The sequence below is a fragment of the Gordonia sihwensis genome, from assembly GCF_029632925.1.
Taxonomy (GTDB): Bacteria; Actinomycetota; Actinomycetes; order Mycobacteriales; family Mycobacteriaceae; genus Gordonia; species Gordonia sihwensis.
In genome coordinates this window covers 2,344,956-2,361,296 of the sequence record NZ_CP121248.1, presented here as the reverse complement: position 1 = coordinate 2,361,296, position 16,341 = coordinate 2,344,956, and the positions used below count along the sequence as shown (strand labels likewise).

Annotated in this window: 13 protein-coding genes; all 13 read left to right on the top strand. The window is 69.7% G+C overall.

The window, feature by feature from the left end:
* The first annotated feature begins 22 nt into the window (after positions 1 to 22).
* On the top strand, positions 23 to 1,939 hold the full coding sequence (locus P5P27_RS11295; RefSeq protein WP_222111688.1) for a peptidoglycan D,D-transpeptidase FtsI family protein: 1,917 nt from the start codon (positions 23 to 25) through the stop codon (positions 1,937 to 1,939).
* A gap of 128 nt (positions 1,940 to 2,067) precedes the next feature.
* Entirely contained in the window at positions 2,068 to 4,143 is a 2,076-nt protein-coding gene (locus tag P5P27_RS11290; RefSeq protein ID WP_222111689.1) for a UDP-N-acetylmuramoyl-L-alanyl-D-glutamate--2,6-diaminopimelate ligase, read from the top strand.
* A gap of 64 nt (positions 4,144 to 4,207) precedes the next feature.
* On the top strand, positions 4,208 to 5,299 hold the full coding sequence (gene mraY, locus P5P27_RS11285) for a phospho-N-acetylmuramoyl-pentapeptide-transferase (protein WP_006895326.1): 1,092 nt from the start codon (positions 4,208 to 4,210) through the stop codon (positions 5,297 to 5,299).
* A gap of 1 nt (position 5,300) precedes the next feature.
* Positions 5,301 to 6,797, top strand: coding sequence for a UDP-N-acetylmuramoyl-L-alanine--D-glutamate ligase (gene murD / locus P5P27_RS11280; RefSeq protein WP_278124016.1), 1,497 nt, complete (start codon positions 5,301 to 5,303; stop codon positions 6,795 to 6,797).
* Entirely contained in the window at positions 6,794 to 8,590 is a 1,797-nt protein-coding gene (gene ftsW, locus P5P27_RS11275) for a putative lipid II flippase FtsW (protein WP_222111691.1), read from the top strand. The genes murD and ftsW overlap by 4 nt, the downstream gene beginning before the upstream one ends.
* A complete protein-coding gene (gene murG, locus P5P27_RS11270) occupies positions 8,569 to 9,759 on the top strand; it encodes an undecaprenyldiphospho-muramoylpentapeptide beta-N-acetylglucosaminyltransferase (RefSeq protein ID WP_411815545.1) in 1,191 nt (396 codons plus the stop codon). The genes ftsW and murG overlap by 22 nt, the downstream gene beginning before the upstream one ends.
* A complete protein-coding gene (murC, locus tag P5P27_RS11265) occupies positions 9,756 to 11,234 on the top strand; it encodes a UDP-N-acetylmuramate--L-alanine ligase (RefSeq protein WP_222111692.1) in 1,479 nt (492 codons plus the stop codon). Before murG ends, murC begins: the two co-directional genes overlap by 4 nt.
* Positions 11,231 to 11,980, top strand: a complete 750-nt coding sequence (locus P5P27_RS11260; RefSeq protein ID WP_278124011.1) for a cell division protein FtsQ/DivIB — start codon at positions 11,231 to 11,233, stop codon at positions 11,978 to 11,980. Before murC ends, P5P27_RS11260 begins: the two co-directional genes overlap by 4 nt.
* A gap of 175 nt (positions 11,981 to 12,155) precedes the next feature.
* Positions 12,156 to 13,319 (top strand): cell division protein FtsZ, encoded by a 1,164-nt coding sequence (ftsZ, locus tag P5P27_RS11255; protein WP_006895332.1) that lies wholly within the window; start codon positions 12,156 to 12,158, stop codon positions 13,317 to 13,319.
* A complete protein-coding gene (pgeF, locus tag P5P27_RS11250; RefSeq protein ID WP_006895333.1) occupies positions 13,319 to 14,056 on the top strand; it encodes a peptidoglycan editing factor PgeF in 738 nt (245 codons plus the stop codon). The genes ftsZ and pgeF overlap by 1 nt, the downstream gene beginning before the upstream one ends.
* Positions 14,053 to 14,793 carry a YggS family pyridoxal phosphate-dependent enzyme gene (locus P5P27_RS11245; protein WP_278124007.1) on the top strand — a complete coding sequence of 247 codons (741 nt, stop codon included), beginning with the start codon at positions 14,053 to 14,055 and terminating at the stop codon, positions 14,791 to 14,793. Before pgeF ends, P5P27_RS11245 begins: the two co-directional genes overlap by 4 nt.
* An 84-nt stretch (positions 14,794 to 14,877) precedes the next feature.
* The gene (locus P5P27_RS11240) at positions 14,878 to 15,660 is read left to right on the top strand and encodes a cell division protein SepF (RefSeq protein ID WP_278124005.1); all 783 of its coding nucleotides are present in this window, start codon (positions 14,878 to 14,880) and stop codon (positions 15,658 to 15,660) included.
* An 87-nt stretch (positions 15,661 to 15,747) separates the two neighbouring features.
* Positions 15,748 to 16,047, top strand: a complete 300-nt coding sequence (locus P5P27_RS11235) for a YggT family protein (protein WP_006895336.1) — start codon at positions 15,748 to 15,750, stop codon at positions 16,045 to 16,047.
* Positions 16,048 to 16,341: the final 294 nt, after the last annotated feature.

Here is a 16,341-nt window from a genome sequence, read left to right as displayed (position 1 = left end):
TGCGCGCGACAATCGGAAGATCATGACCCGCACCCGTACACCGCGCGCAGCCGAGGCGAGGGCGGGAGGCCGCCCGTCCGGCGCGTCGTCGAACGGCACCGGAACGCCTCCGCCCAAGCCTCCCCGTCCCTCCGAACGTTCCGGTTCGGGGCCGTCGGGGTTCGTCGTCCGCCAGCGGATCCTGACCGTGCTCGTCGCGGTGGTCGCTCTCGTGATCGCGGGCCGGATGCTGTACGTGCACGTGATCGCGGCCGACTCCATCTCGGCGCAGGCCTCGCAGCAACGATCGATCACCCAGGAACTGCCTGCGGTGCGGGGGAGCATCGTCGACCGCAACGGACGCCTGCTGGCACACACCGACGACGCACGGGCACTGACCTTTCAGCCGAAGGCCGTACGCAAGCAGATCGCCGAGGAACACAAGAAGGATTCGACCGTCCCGGACGTTGACGTGCGCCTCAAGCAGATCGCCGACGGCGTCTCGTCGGCCCTCGGCGGCAGCATCGCGTCCGACGATCTGCTGGCACAGATGAAGTCGGACAAGGACTTCGTCTACCTCGCCCGCCTGGTGTCGCTGGACGTCACGAAGAAGATCCAGGACGAGTTCCCCGAGGTCGGCGCCGAGCGGCAGAGCAACCGCCTGTATCCGGGCGGTTCACTCGCCGCCAACCTGGTCGGCGATGTGAACTTCGACGGCAACGGCCTGATCGGCCTCGAATCGTCGCTCGACTCCGTGCTCGCAGGCACCAACGGCACCGAGACCTTCGACCGCGGCCGCGACGGCGCGGTGATCCCCGGCAGCAAGCGCAACGTCCATCCGGCCGTCGACGGAGAGACCGTGCACCTCACGATCGACTCCGACCTCCAGTGGTTCGTGCAGAGCCAGGTGAACCTGGCGAAGGACAAGTCGGGCGCGCACAACGTCTCCGCCGTGGTGCTCGACTCGCACACCGGCGAAGTGCTGGCGATGGCCAACGACAGCACCTTCGACGCCTCGCGGCCGCTCTCGGAGCAGCAGAAGGCCGATCTCGGCAACCGGTCGGTGACCTCGCCCTTCGAGCCCGGGTCGGTGAACAAGATCGTGACCGCTTCCGCGGCCATCGAATACGGGGTCACCACCCCGGACGAGGTGCACCAGGTGCCGGGGTCGATTCGGATGTCGGGTATCACCGTCAACGACGCGTGGGTGCACGGCACCGCGCCCTACACCACCACCGGCATCTTCGGGAAGTCGTCCAACGTCGGCACACTGATGCTGGCGCAGAAGGTCGGTGAGCGGCGGTTCGCCGACATGCTCGACCGCTTCGGGCTCGGTCAGCGCACCGGAGTCGGCCTCCCCGGCGAGAGCCCCGGCGCGGTGCCCGCGCTGAGTCAGTGGTCGGGCGGCTCGTTCGCCAACCTGCCGATCGGTCAGGGTCTGTCGACCACGCTGCTGCAGATGACGTCGATGTATCAGGCGATCGCCAACGACGGGGTTCGGATCCAGCCGCGGATCATCGCTCCCGAGGACGAGGACGAGGCCGGCGTGAGCAAGCCGGAGTCGGTGCGGGTGGTCAGTCCGCAGACGGCCAAGACCGTTCGCGACATGTTCCGTGCCGTCATGCAGAAGGACCCGGAGGGTGTGCAGAACGGCACCGGCTACACCGGCGCCATCCCGGGCTACCAGACCTCGGGCAAGACCGGTACCGCACAGCAGGTCGACCCGTCCTGCAACTGCTACTCGCGGTCGAGCTACAACATCACCTTCGCGGGTATCGCGCCCGCCGACGCGCCGCGGTTCGTCATCGGCATCATGATGGACAATCCGGTGCGCAGCTCGGACGGCAGCGGCGGTCAGTCCGCGGCGCCGTTGTTCGGAACCATCGGTTCGTGGCTTCTGCGTCACGACCAGGTGCCGTTCTCCGCGCAGCCGGCTCCGCGCCTGCGCTTGGAGGCGTGAGGGCGCGCCGCATCGCACGGTAGATTCATTGCGTCATCACCGCGTGCGCTCCGGCGGACGAGGGGGAGACGTCGGCGAGACGAGTACGTCTCAACGGGACGAGAAGGTCAAGGCGGAGGTCTGAGGTAGTGGTGGAGCCGGGAGCCGGTGCGACGAACAGCAGTGGGCCGATCCGCCCGGAGCACCTCCGGCCGGTGGCCCTGAGCGCACTGGCGGACGAGTTCGGTCTGGTTCTCGACGGCGCCGACGCCGAGGTCACGGGCGCGACTTTGCGTGCGCAGGACGCGGGTGCCGGATACCTGTTCGCCGCGCTGCCCGGCGACCGCACCCACGGTGCTCGATACGCCGGCCAGGCGTCGACCGCCGGTGCCGTCGCGGTGCTCACCGATGCGGCGGGACTGGACCTGATTCGCGCCGCGCCCGGCCTGGAGTCGGTGCCGGTGCTGGTGCACGACCGCCCGCGGTCGGTGCTGGGGGAGGTCTCGGCGCGCATCTACGGCGACCCGTCGTCGAAGTTCACCCTCATCGGTATCACCGGGACGTCGGGCAAGACCACGACCGCCTACCTGACCGAGGCCGCGCTGCGGGCCGCGGGACGGGTGGTCGGACTGCTGGGGACCGTCGAGATCCGCGTGGACGGAACCGTGGTCCCGAGTTCGCTGACCACCCCGGAGGCCCCCGACCTCCAGCGGATGTTCGCCGTGATGCTCGAGCGCGGAGTCGACACCGTCGTCATGGAGGTCTCCAGCCACGCCCTCGAACTCGGCCGCGTGGACGGCTGCCGGTTCGCCGTCGGGGGCTTCACGAATCTCTCGCAGGACCACCTCGACTACCACCACACGATGGACGCCTACTTCGCGGCCAAGGCCCGGCTGTTCCGGGCGGATTCGTCGACCCGGGCGCAACGCGCCGTGGTCTGCGTCGACGATGCGTGGGGCGTGAAGATGGCCGCGGTCGCCGGTACGTCCGTGACCACCGTGTCGACCACCGGTGCGGCCGATTGGTCGGTGGTCGGATCGGTACGGACCGAGCCGGGGTCGCAGACGGTTCTGGCGGCCACGCCGGAGGGCTCGGAGGTGGAGCTGACGGTTCCCCTGCCGGGTGCGTACAACGTCGCGAACGCTCTCCTCGCGGTAGCGCTGAGTGCGGAGGCCGGAGTGAACGTGGGGACGGCGGTCACCGGTCTGGCCCGCGTGGCGGTGCCGGGCCGGCTCGAGAAGGTCGAGCGCGGACAGGATTTCCTGGCCGTGGTCGACTACGCGCACAAGCCGGCCGCGGTCGAGGCGGTTCTCGCGACCCTTGCGGCCCAGACGCCGGGACGGATCGCCGTCGTCCTCGGGGCGGGTGGCGATCGCGACACCGAGAAGCGGCCCCTGATGGGCGCGGCCGCGGCACGCGGCGCCGACCTGGTGATCGTCACCGACGACAATCCGCGGTCCGAGCGGCCCGAGGACATCCGGACGGCGGTGCTCGCGGGAGCGCGGGCGGTGGCGGACGCGCGCGGGGAGATCCGGGAGATCGGCGACCGGCGCGAGGCGATCGCCGCGGCGGTCGACTGGGCGCAGGCGGGCGACGTGGTGCTGGTCGCGGGTAAGGGCCATGAGAAGGGGCAGGAGATCGACGGCGTGAAATATCCGTTCGACGATCGCTCCGTGCTGGGCGAACTGCTCGACGCCCGCGTGGTCGATGACGCCGTCGACGCGCAGCCGGCGCTGCGGGTGCTGCTGGTGGACCCGCAGGCGGGCATCGACGAGGCACGCCGGGCGGTCCGTGAACTCGTGGCGCTGGCCGCCGACACCGGAGTCGGCAGTGCCCACCGAGGAGGGGAGTCGGCCCGCCGGACCTGGGTGATCGCCGGTGAGTTCGCCGATGCGGACGGACGCGACGAGAACGCGCGGTGCGTCGACCACGACGGCCTGGGCCGGCAGATCGTCCGGCTGGCCGTCGACCAGGTGATCGCCGTCGGCGAAGATCTCCGTACCGTACGGGCGCTGCATCAGGGCGCCGTGATGGAGGGGTCGTGGGGTGACGAGGCCGAGCTGGTGGCCTCGCCCGCCGCAGCCGTCGACCATCTGCGTACACGGCCCGCCGAGTCTCCGAAGCCCGGAGACCTGGTGCTGCTGGCCGGGGGAGAACTCGGCGAGACGCTGCTCGCGTACTGGCGTGAGGACGCCGGACTCCCGGTCGAGGTGCTCACCCGCTGACCTGCCGGAGCGGCGGCTCGCGCTAGATTCTTAGTTCACAGATTCCGACAAGTAAGGACATGCAGTGACCCAGATACTGATCGCGGGCGCGATCTCGCTGGCAGTGTCGATTCTGCTGACGCCCGTCCTGATCAAGGTCTTCTCCCGGCAGGGCTTCGGCCAGGAGATCCGGGTCGAGGGGCCGCAGAGCCACCAGTCCAAGCGGGGGACGCCGTCGATGGGCGGTGTCGCGATCGTCGCGGCGCTGTGGCTGGGCTACCTGGGGGCGCATCTGTTCGGGCTGCTCGACGACGGCGGCGGCCCCACCGCCTCGGGTCTGCTGGTGCTCGGCCTGGCGACCGCGCTGGCCGCCGTCGGATTCCTGGACGACTTCATCAAGATCTACAAATCGCGCAACCTCGGCCTGAACAAGACCGCCAAGTCGGTCGGTCAGATGATCGCGGCGGTCATCTTCGGCGTCCTGCTGCTGCAGTTCCCGAACGCCGAGGGCCAGACACCGGCCAGCGAGTACCTCTCGTACACGCGCGACATCAACGTGATCTCGCTGACCGCGGTGGGCTTCGTGCTGTTCTGCTGGCTGGTGGTCGCGGCATGGTCGAACGCCGTGAACTTCACCGACGGTCTCGACGGTCTGGCCGCGGGTTCGGCGGCGATGGTGATGGGTGCATACGTTCTGATCACGTTCTGGCAGTACCGCAACCCCTGCGCGCCGCTCCCGGCCAACGCCGAGAACGCCAGCGCCTGCTACGACGTGCGCGATCCGCTCGACCTCGCGATCGTCGCGGTGGCGGCGGGCGGCGCCTGCCTCGGCTTCCTCTGGTGGAACGCCGCGCCGGCGAAGATCTTCATGGGCGACACCGGTTCGCTCGCGCTCGGCGGTCTGGTGGCGGGTCTGTCGCTGACGACGCGCACCGAACTGCTCATGGTCGTCATCGGCGCGCTGTTCGTCGCCGAGATGGTCTCGGTGGTGGTGCAGATCGCCTTCTTCCGCACCACCGGCAAGCGGGTCTTCCGCATGGCGCCCTTCCATCACCATTTCGAGCTCGGCGGCTGGGCCGAGACCACGGTGATCATCCGGTTCTGGCTGCTCACGGCCATCTCCTGTGCGCTGGGACTGACCCTGTTCTACGGCGAGTTCATCTCGCATGCGGGCTGACATGGGGCTTTCGCTGGAACACACCCGCGTTCTGGTGGCCGGCGGTCGTGCCACCGGAGTGGCCGTCGTCGACCTGCTGCTGGAACTCGGTGCGAAGCCCGAGGTGATGGATCAGACGTTCGCGGACCCGCAGGCGGGCGCCGATTTCGTACGCCGGGGCGTGCCGGTGCACACGCCGGAGGAGTTCGTCGCCGACGACGGCACCGCGGGGTTGCCCGAGGGCATCGAGCTGATCGTCGTCTCACCCGGCTTCCGCCCGGACACGCCGCTGCTGGTGGCGGCCGCGGCAGCGGGTACGCCGGTGTGGGGTGATGTGGAACTCGCGTGGCGCGCCGATCGCGCCGGGTTGTTCGGACCCGCGCGCACCTGGCTGGTGATCACCGGAACCAACGGCAAGACCACCACGACGGGAATGATCGAGTCGATCGTCACGGCCGCCGGACAGAGCGGTCTGGCCTGCGGGAACATCGGTCTCACGGTGGCCGATGCGCTCCGCGCCGAGCCGCGCGCCGACGTCTTGTGCGTCGAGATCTCGTCGTTCCAACTGCACTGGGCGCCGTCGGTCCGGCCGGACGCCGGCGTGGTGCTGAACGTGGCGGACGATCACCTCGACTGGCACGGCTCACGCGAGGCGTACGCCGAGGCCAAGGCCGGAGCGCTGACCGGCCGGGTGGCCGTGGTCGGTGAGGACGATGCGGGCGCGGCGGCGCTGCCGGTCGGGCCCGACTCCCGGCGGGTCGGATTCACCCTCGGCGCACCGCGACCGGGAATGCTGGGCATCGTCGACGGCACGCTGGTCGACTGCGCCTTCGGGGACGGCACCCTCGCGATGATCCCCGCCGCCGATGTGCGGCCGGCAGGACCGTCGGGACTGTCGGACGCCCTCGCCGCGGCTGCGCTCGCTCGCGCCGTGGGAATCGATCCCGAGGCGGTGGCGCGCGGACTGCGGGCCTACCGGCCGGCCGCGCATCGCGGTCAGGTGGTCGCGCGCATCGACGGCGTCGCCTTCGTGGACGACTCGAAGGCCACGAATCCGCACGCTGCCCACGCTGCGGTGGTCGCACACGAGCGTGTCGTCCTGATCGCGGGCGGATTGCTCAAGGGCGCACCCGTCGACGACCTGATCGCCGGAACAGTGTCGCGGCTGGCCGGAGTCGTCGCGATCGGCCGGGATCGGCAGATCATTCTCGACGCGATTGCGCGACACGCCCCAGAAGTCCCAGCCGTCACAGTATTCACAGGGGACGATGGCTCTGTGATGACTCAGCGGACTGGTGAACGGGCACGTGCCGTCTCCGCGACCGGATCGTCGGACGCGGTGATGAGCCAGGCGGTCGGTGCCGCCTGGGAATTGGCGCAGGCGGACTCGCCAGGGGTGGACGCGGTGCTCCTCGCACCGGCGGCCGCCTCCCTGGACATGTTCGCCGGGTATCCGCAGCGCGGCGACTCGTTCGCCGCCGCCGCGACCGCCCTCGCCGATTCCCGCGCGAACCGATGAGTTCCGGCGACGAGAACACCGGCGTCGCGGAGGACGTCGAGGATTCGGCGCCGCGCTCCGCCGCCGATGGCGAGGACACCGCCGAGGCGCCCGGCGACACCTCCGACCGTCCCGACGCCCCCGAAAGCGCCGACGGAGAGTCGGAGGCGAGAGTCGCCGGCCGGTCGGCTCGGCGCCGGAATCGCCGGACCGCGTCCACTCGGAGCGCCCGGCGTGGCGGCACCGCGGACGCGGACCCGCTTCGCAGGCTTCGCCTGATGCGCGGATCGGATGTCAAAGCGGGTGCGGCGTTCCTCGCCGGGGGAGTCCGGAATCTGCTCGCGCGGCCGCTGACCTCGTTCCACCTGATCGTCTCGATCACCGTCATCCTCATCGCGCTCGGCCTGATGATGGTGCTCTCGGCGTCCGCTGTGGAGGGCTACGCGAAGGACGGCTCGGCCTACGGGATGTTCACCACGCAGGTGATGTTCGTGGCCCTGGGTCTGGTGCTGTTCTACATCGCGCTGCGGATGCCCGTGCGGACGCTGCAGAAGGCCTCCCTGCCCATTCTGCTGATCTCGATCGTCCTGCTGATCCTGGTGATGATCCCGGGCTTCGGCGTCGCCGGCGGCGGTGCGCGCCGCTGGCTCTCGTTCGGCGGGCTCACGCTGCAGCCGTCGGAACTGGCGAAGGCGGCGCTGTGCATGTGGGGAGCCGCGGTCCTCTCGACTCGCGATCCGCGCACGTCCACGGCCCGCGATCTGATCTTCCCGCTGATCCCGGTCGCCTTCGGCGTCGCCTTCCTGGTCATCATCGAGCCGAATCAGTCCACGACGATGATCCTGGGGATGATCGTCGCGACGCTGTTGTGGTTCGGCGGGCTGCCGGGGCGGTTCTTCGCCGCCTTCGGCGTGGTCTTCGCGGTGGCCGGCGTCGCGCTGGCCTTCGCCGAGTCGTACCGTGCCGCGCGCATCTTCAGCTTCCTCGGCCGTGACTCCGATCCGCTCGGCGCCGATTATCAGCCGAACCAGGCGAAGTTCGCGCTGGCCGACGGTGGACTGTTCGGCAAGGGGCTCGGCCAGAGCACCGCCAAATGGAACTATCTGCCCAATGCGCACAACGACTTCATCTTCGCGATCATCGGCGAGGAACTCGGACTGGTCGGCGGGATCATCGTCCTGGGGCTGTACCTGCTGCTCGGGTACGTCGGGATGCGGATCGCCCGCCGTTCGGTGGACCCGTTCCTGCGTCTGATGTCGGCGACGATCACCGTGCTCTTCCTGGTGCAGGCCTTCATCAACATCGGATACGTCGTCGGCATCCTGCCGGTCACCGGCATCCAGTTGCCGATCCTGTCGTACGGCGGTACCTCGGCACTGACGATGCTGGCGATGCTCGGTTTGCTGGCGAACGCCGCACGGCACGAACCGCAGGCGGTCGCGGCGCTGGCCGGGCCGGCGCCGAAGGGGTTGTCGCGGTTGCTCCGTCTCCCGCGGCCCGAAACGTACCGGGCTGCGGGCTCGTCGCCGCGGCGCCGGCCGACCGCCGCGCCCATCCGGCGACCGGCACCCGTCCGCGGTTCGTCCGGGACCGGCCGTCGCGAGGCGCCCCGCACATGGGCGGGCCGCCCGCGGACGCCCGAGGCATCCGGGCCGCGAATGCGACGCCGGTCGGGCGAATCGAGCTCGGGGGAGATCCACTATCCTCCTAGGGGTGCGCGACCGTCCCGGTCGTGGCAGGAGTCCAGGTCGCCGGCTCCGCGCGATCGTGCGCGGCGGACCGGCAGAGGCGGATGGGAGAACGGTCGCCGGTGAGCAAGCGGAAGCGGTCGCACGAGGGGGGATCGGCACTTTCGGTGGTGGTCGCAGGCGGTGGAACCGCAGGCCACATCGAGCCCGCGCTCGCGGTGGCCGACGCCGTGCGGGAACTGGAGCCGGACGCGCGGATCACGGCCCTCGGGACGAGTCGCGGTCTGGAGACCACGATCGTGCCCGCGCGCGGTTACGACCTGCGTCTGATCCCGCCGGTTCCCCTGCCTCGGAAGGTGGGCGTGGAACTGGCCAAGACTCCGTGGCGAGTGGCACATTCGGTGGCCGCCACGCGGAAGGTCTTCGCCGAGGTCGACGCCGATGTGGTGGTGGGCTTCGGCGGTTACGTCGCACTGCCCGCTTATCTCGCGGCGCGCAGTCGACTCCGCGGTGCCCGGCGGATCCCCGTGGTGCTCCACGAGGCGAACGCCAGCGCAGGTGTCGCGAACAAGGTGGGCGCCCGGCTCGCCGACCGCGTCCTCGCGGCAGTCCCCGACTGCGGGCTGGCCGGCGCCACGGTCGTCGGAATCCCGGTGCGCAGAGCGATCACCCGTCTCGACCGTGCTTCGGCCCGTGCCGAGGCGCGCCGATTCTTCGGTCTGGACCCGGAGGCGCCGACCCTGCTCGTCTTCGGCGGCTCGCAGGGGGCGCAGCGGCTCAACGAGGCGGTCGCGCCGGCCGCTACGGCGCTGGGCGCGGCCGGTATCGGTGTTCTCCACGCCTACGGCCCCAAGAACACGATCGACCCGGTCTCGCCGCCGGGCGCCCCGCCCTACGTCGGGGTCAGCTACCTCGACCGGATGGACCTCGCGTACGCGGCCGCCGACCTGGTGATGTGCCGGTCCGGAGCGATGACCGTCGCCGAGATCTCCGCCACCGGACTCCCGGCGGTGTACGTCCCGCTGCCGCACGGCAACGGCGAACAGCGACTCAACGCACTGCCCGCGGAACGGGCCGGGGGCGCCGTCATCGTCGACGACGCGGACGTGACGCCCGAGTGGGTCGAGCGAGAGATCCCCGCACTGCTGGGCGACACCGAACGCCTGCGCGCGATGAGTGCCGCCACCGCGGGGCTCGGCCACCGTGACGCCGCCGTCGAAGTGGCGACGGCGGCACTGGAACTGGCTGCCGCGCGGCGCGGCGACCGCGCGACGACGCAGGACGGACCCCGATGAGCGACCCGGCGATCGAGAACACGCTTCCGGCGCAGCTGCAGCGGGTGCACATGGTCGGCATCGGCGGCGCGGGCATGTCGGGCCTGGCCCGGATCCTGCTCGCTCGCGGCGGTCAGGTGTCCGGTTCGGACGCCAAGGATTCGCGCGGGGTGCTGGCGCTGCGGACCCGCGGCGCGCAGGTCCGGATCGGCCACGCACCCGACGCCCTCGATCTGCTCGACGGCGGTCCGACCGTCGTCGTCACCACCCGGGCCGCGGTGCCCGACGACAATCCGGAACTCGTCGAGGCACGCCGCCGCGGTATCCCGGTGCTCTACCGGCCCGAGGTGCTCGCCCTGCTGATGCGCGGACACCGGACCGTGTTGATCTCGGGCACCCATGGCAAGACCTCCACCACGTCGATGTCGGTGGTGGCACTGCAGCACTGCGGTGTCGATCCGTCGTTCGCCGTCGGCGGTGAGTTGAACGAGTCGGGCACCAACGCGCATCACGGCAGCGGCGAGGTCTTCGTCGCCGAGGCCGACGAGAGCGACGGCTCCCTGCTTCAATACGTGCCGGACATCGTCGTGGTCACCAACATCGAGGCCGACCATCTGGACTTCTTCGGTACCGAGGCGGCCTACGTGCAGGTCTTCGACGAATTCGTCGCACTGATCCGCCCCGGCGGAACGCTGGTTGTCTGTCTCGACGATCCGGGAGCCGCGGCGCTGGCGCAGCGATGCGTTGCGAGCTGCGCCGAGCGCGGGGTCGCGGTCTTGGGATACGGCAGTGCCGCGCGGATCACGGTGGAGGGTGTGCCGGTGGTCGCCGAACTCGTCGAGCTCGCGGCGCACGGGACCGGGGGGCTGGCCACGGTCCGACTCTCCGAGCCGCTGGTCGACACTCCGCGCGTACGGGAACTGGCCGTCACTCTGCCCGGCAGGCATATGGCGCTCAATGCGCTGGGAGCCCTGATCGCATGCGCACGGACGGGGCAGGACGTCGACACCGTGGCGGAGGGTATCGAGAGCTTCGGCGGGGTGCACCGGCGGTTCGAATCGCGGGGCCGTGCCGCCGACGTCGACGTGTACGACGACTACGCGCACCATCCGACCGAGGTCCGCGCCGTGCTCACCGCCGCCCGAGACGTCGTCGGCGCGCGGTCGGGGCGTGTGCTGGCCGTGTTCCAGCCGCATCTGTATTCGCGGACGGCGGAGTTCGCCGCCGAGTTCGCCGCGGCGCTGAGCTTGGCCGACGAGGTGATCGTGGCCGACGTCTACGGTGCCCGTGAACAGCCGCAGCCCGGGGTCACCGGCAGGCTGATCTCCGATGCGGTGACCGCTCCCGCGGTCTTCGTCCCGGATCTGTCGGAGATCGCGAACGCCGTGGCTCACCGTGCCCGGCGCGGCGATCTGGTGCTCACCATCGGCGCCGGCGACATCACCATGCAGGCTCCGGCCATTCTGGAAGCGCTGGAGAGGGCCGCGGCCGAATGAGCCGGCGGCGTACGGCGGAACCGGACCGGGCGCGGCGCACGCGTCCGGGCGCCGCCTCGTCGCCGCGGCGGTGGCCGCTCATCGGCTCGGTGATCGCCCTCGTCGTCGTGGTCGGCGGGCTGGTGGCGATCGCCTATTTCACGCCGTTGATGTCGGTGCGGTCGGTGGACGTGACCGGAGCGACCGCGATCGATGCGGGGGAGGTGCTGCGCACCGCGCAGGTGCCTGAGGGCTCACCGCTGCTGCAGGTCGACACGGCGGAGATCGCGAACCGGGTGTCCGCGCTGCCGGAGATCGAGTCGGTGAACGTCAGCCGGAAGTACCCCTCGACCCTGACGATCGCGGTCACCGAACGGACGCCGGTGGTGACCGTCGAGCAGTCCGGACGGATCGGCGTGATGGATCGCCTGGGCATGGTCTATCTCACCTTCGGGTCGGCCAAGGATCTGCCCAAGTCCCTGCAGGGGCTGCCCGCACTGCAGATGACCGACCCGTCCGCGGCCAATCCGACGACGCGGGCGGCGCTGACCGTGGTGCAGGATCTCCCGGACTGGCTGGCCTCTCGGGTCGTGGTCGTCGCGGCCGACTCGCCGTCGGACATCACGCTCCGTCTCAAGAGCGGCAAGAAGGCCGTGTGGGGAGACGCGGGGCGGACGGCCGACAAAGCCGAAGCCCTGCGGAGTCTGCTGATCGTCGACGGACAGCAGTACAACGTCTCGAGTCCCGAGTACGCGTCGGTCAGCTGAGTCGGCGTGTCCGCGGACGGGGCTCGGGAGGAAATCCGGCACTGATTTCGCGACACGCCGCGAGCCTCCTGGCACCACGGCGCCGCGATCAATACCGTCGTCTTCAACACCAGTACTTGACATAACTATAACCCTATGGTTGAGCTTTAGGGTTTGTTCGAAGTAGGAAGGCATCATGACGCCACCGCACAATTATCTGGCCGTCATCAAAGTCGTCGGCATCGGCGGCGGTGGCGTCAACGCTGTCAACCGCATGATCGAGCAGGGGCTCAAGGGTGTCGAGTTCATCGCCATCAACACCGACGCGCAGGCCCTGCTCATCTCTGATGCCGACGTGAAGCTGGACATCGGCCGCGAGTCGACCCGAGGCCTCGGCGCCGGCGCCAATCCGGATGTCGGCCGCATGGCCGCGGAGGACGCCAAGGACGAGATCGAGGAACTCCTCAAGGGCGCCGACATGGTCTTCGTGACCGCGGGCGAGGGCGGCGGCACCGGCACCGGCGGTGCGCCGGTGGTCGCATCGATCGCCCGCAAGCTCGGCGCGCTGACCGTCGGTGTCGTGACCCGCCCGTTCTCGTTCGAGGGCAAGCGACGTGGCAACCAGGCCGAGGCGGGCATCGCGGCGCTGCGCGAGTCGTGCGACACCCTCATTGTGATCCCCAACGACCGCCTGCTGCACCTGGGCGACGCGCAGGTGAGTCTGATGGACGCCTTCCGCAGTGCCGATGAGGTCCTCCTCAACGGCGTGCAGGGCATCACCGATCTCATCACCACGCCGGGCCTGATCAACGTCGACTTCGCGGATGTGAAGGGCGTGATGAGCGACGCGGGAAGTGCGCTGATGGGCATCGGGGCCTCGCGCGGCGAGGACCGGGCGCGCAAGGCGGCCGAGTCGGCGATCAACTCGCCGCTGCTCGAAGCGTCGATGGAGGGTGCACGCGGTGTGCTGATCTCGATCGCCGGCGGCAGCGACCTCGGTCTGTTCGAGATCAACGATGCGGCCTCGCAGGTGCAGGAAGCGGCACACGAGGACGCCAACATCATCTTCGGCACGGTCATCGACGACAACCTCGGCGACGAGGTTCGAGTGACGGTGATCGCCGCGGGCTTCGACGCCGGCGCACCGTCCAAGCGGCAGCAGGGCGCCCACGCCGCCACGGCGAGCAATGCCGGCGTCGCGCAGGCGCAGGCGGGGGAGACCGCCAAGCCCGATGCGAAGGACCCGCTGTTCGGCACCTCCCGGGAGCGCTCGGGCAACCCGTTCGGCGAGCCGACGCCCCGCCGCAACTCGGTGCGGCTCGACGACGATGACGTCGACGTTCCCGATTTCATGAAGTGATGGCGGCTGACGATTCCTTCGTCGTCCGGCGCGCGGTCACCACGCGCGCCGGCGGCGTCTCCGCGGCACCGTACGACTCGTTCAATCTCGGCGATCACGTGGGCGACGACCCCGCCGCGGTGGCGGCCAACCGGGAGCGGTTAGCCCGGGATCTCGGCGTGGAGCCCGCCCGGGTGGTGTGGATGGAGCAGCTGCACACGAGGAACGTGACCGTGGTCGACGGGCCGGTCGCCGAACCGGTGCCCGCTACCGACGGCCTGGTCACCGACCAGCGCGACCTGGTGCTCGCGGTGCTGACCGCGGACTGCGTTCCGGTGCTGCTGAGCGATGACGAGGCGGGGGTGATCGCCGCCGTGCACGCCGGTCGCGTCGGTGCCCGGATCGGTATCGTGCCGGAGGCATTGCGCGCGATGATCCGGCTGGGAGCGCGGCCGGAACGGATCGGGGCTTTCCTCGGCCCGGCCGCGAGCGGCGAACGGTATGAGGTGCCCGCGGCGATGCAGGCCGATGTGGAACGGCATCTGCCGGGCAGTTCGTGCCGAACCTCCACTGGGACGCCCGGGCTCGACCTGCGTGCGGGTATCCGGCGTCAACTGCTCGAGGCCGGTGTGTCGGCGGTGGCCGTCGACCCGCGCTGCACGATCAGCGACACGTCGCTGTTCAGCCATCGGCGCGGCGCGCCGACCGGCCGCCTGGCTTCAGTGATCTGGATGGACAGCGCCGGAGCGCGGCGGTGACCGACGAGCGGGATCCCCGCTCATCCGAGCTCGCCGACGGACTGGCAGCCACCGCGCGTCGCATCGCGGCCGCCGCGACCGCGGCCGGACGCGATCCGGCCGAGATCGGCCTGCTCGTCGTCACGAAGTACTTCCCGGCCGACGACGTGGTGCGGCTTCTGCGCCTGGGTGTGCGCGAGTTCGGCGAGTCCCGTGAGCCGGAGGCCGGGCGCAAGACAGCGGCGGTCCGTGCGCGGGTGGACGTCGATTTCGCCGTCGACATGATCGGACGGGTGCAGCGCAAGAAGGCAGGCGGTATCGCCCGCTGGGCACGCCGCGTGCATTCGGTGGACTCCCTCCCACTGATCGAGGCCTTCGACGGCGCATCGGCGCGCGCTCTGGAGGCGGGCGACCGGGACCGGACGCTGGGCCTGTTGCTGCAGGTGAGCCTCGACGGCGATCCGGAGCGCGGCGGTCTGGCCCCGGCGGAACTGGCTCCGGCCGCCGAACGGGTGCTCGCCTCGCCGGACACGCTCAGCCTGGACGGACTGATGGCCATAGCCCCGCTCGGAGCGGACCCCGACGAGGCCATGGAGCGGCTGGCCCGGATCCGCGCGGACTTCCTGCGACGGTTCCCGCACGCAGTCGAGCTGTCGGCGGGGATGTCCGGAGATCTCGAAGCGGCGATCGCGCACGGATCGACGTGTGTGCGTGTCGGAACCGCAATTATGGGGACGCGGCCGATAGTCTCGCTTTAGTCACACTGGTCACAACAGAACCACTAGCGATCAGGTGTAGCGCCCATCCACCCGCAATGACTTCACCGTTCAGGAAGGCTCGTAATGACGACGATGCAGAAGTTCAAGGCATATTTCGGCATGGTGCCCCCGAGCGAGTTCGAGGACGACTACCTGGCCGACCCCGAGGACCAGCCGGCCATGTCGGCACGTGAGCGTGCGTACATGGAGAAGTACCGCAGCAACGGGACCCGCGAGGACGCCTTCTACGGCGACGAGCAGTTCCGCGAGCGGGACTACCGGGGCGAATCCCGTTACCGCGAGGCCGACTACCGGGAGCCGGAGTACCGCGAACCGTTCGGAGAGGCCGAGCCGCGCTACCGCGAACCGGCCTACCGCGAGGCGGAGTTCGCCCGTTCGGCCGACGACCGCGCTTTCGCGGTACGCGCCGAGTCGGATCGCCCGTATGTGGGCGCCCGCCGCTCGCCCGACGTGGAGTCGGTCCGCAGGCTCGAGCCGCTGAATCGCTCGTCCAACGTCACGGTGCGCGGCGCCAACGCCGTCGCGCTCGACCCCCAGGTCGACAACGACCCGCTGTCGGAGAGTGCCATGAAGAAGATCTCGACGCTGCGGCCGGCCGACTACTCGGAGGCCCGCACGATCGGCGAACGGTTCCGCGACGGCAGCCCGGTCATCATGGATCTGGCGGATATGAGCAACGACGAGGCCAAGCGTCTGGTCGACTTCGCCGCCGGCCTCGTCTTCGCGCTTCGCGGTTCGTTCGACAAGGTCGCCACCAAGGTCTTCCTGCTCTCGCCCAACGGTGTGGACGTCAGCCCGGAGGAGCGTCGCCGCATCGCCGAGAGCGGCTTCTACAGTCAGTCCTGAGCCGCAGCTCGTCGTCGTCCGCCGCGCCGCCCCGGTCGTTTCCGGGGCGGCGCGGCGTTTTGCACGGTTATCAGGCACCCTTGAGGGGTGAGCACCTTCCTCTGGATCCTGTACTTCGTACTGTTCTGTTACGTTCTGCTGCTCCTCGGCCGCTTCGTCGTCGAGCTGGTGCAGTCCTTCGCGCGCCGGTGGCGTCCGTCCGGGCCCGGCGTGGTCGTCATCGAATTCGTCTTCACACTGACCGATCCGCCGGTGAAGTTGCTGCGGAGACTGATCCCGCCGCTGTCTCTGGGGCCGGTGCGGCTCGACCTCTCGCTGATGATCGTGCTGATCGTGTTGTCGATCCTGATGCGGGTGGTTCTGGGCTTCGCGATCCACACCACGTGACTTCCACGAATGTGATTAATCGAATAGTCGCTGGTGGTCGGTGTGCAACGCCAATTCTGCTGCCTCAGCGTGTCATTTACGAAGTCCACGGTGACCCGATGATTCGGCCTAGATTCGATTGCGAACGGGTCGCGGGCAGACAACACGCCTTGGTCCTGGTGTGACGAGATGACACGCTAGTTGCGTAGTGGTACTGGTATTAATAGAAACGCGATCAAGATTGGGGCAGTTCGTGTTCGCCTGTGCGGACCTACGTTCCGGCTGACCGTGCCAGAAGACGGCGTGTACGAAATC

What these genes read in the sequence shown, in the direction of transcription:
- murD (WP_278124016.1), top strand. Translation starts at nt 5,301, where the DNA reads ATGGGGCTTTCGCTGGAACACACCCGCGTTCTGGTGGCCGGCGGTCGT.
- P5P27_RS11260 (WP_278124011.1), top strand. Translation starts at nt 11,231, where the DNA reads ATGAGCCGGCGGCGTACGGCGGAACCGGACCGGGCGCGGCGCACGCGT.
- P5P27_RS11240 (WP_278124005.1), top strand. Translation starts at nt 14,878, where the DNA reads ATGACGACGATGCAGAAGTTCAAGGCATATTTCGGCATGGTGCCCCCG.
- ftsW (WP_222111691.1), top strand. Translation starts at nt 6,794, where the DNA reads ATGAGTTCCGGCGACGAGAACACCGGCGTCGCGGAGGACGTCGAGGAT.
- pgeF (WP_006895333.1), top strand. Translation starts at nt 13,319, where the DNA reads ATGGCGGCTGACGATTCCTTCGTCGTCCGGCGCGCGGTCACCACGCGC.
- P5P27_RS11295 (WP_222111688.1), top strand. Translation starts at nt 23, where the DNA reads ATGACCCGCACCCGTACACCGCGCGCAGCCGAGGCGAGGGCGGGAGGC.
- murG (WP_411815545.1), top strand. Translation starts at nt 8,569, where the DNA reads ATGGGAGAACGGTCGCCGGTGAGCAAGCGGAAGCGGTCGCACGAGGGG.
- ftsZ (WP_006895332.1), top strand. Translation starts at nt 12,156, where the DNA reads ATGACGCCACCGCACAATTATCTGGCCGTCATCAAAGTCGTCGGCATC.
- murC (WP_222111692.1), top strand. Translation starts at nt 9,756, where the DNA reads ATGAGCGACCCGGCGATCGAGAACACGCTTCCGGCGCAGCTGCAGCGG.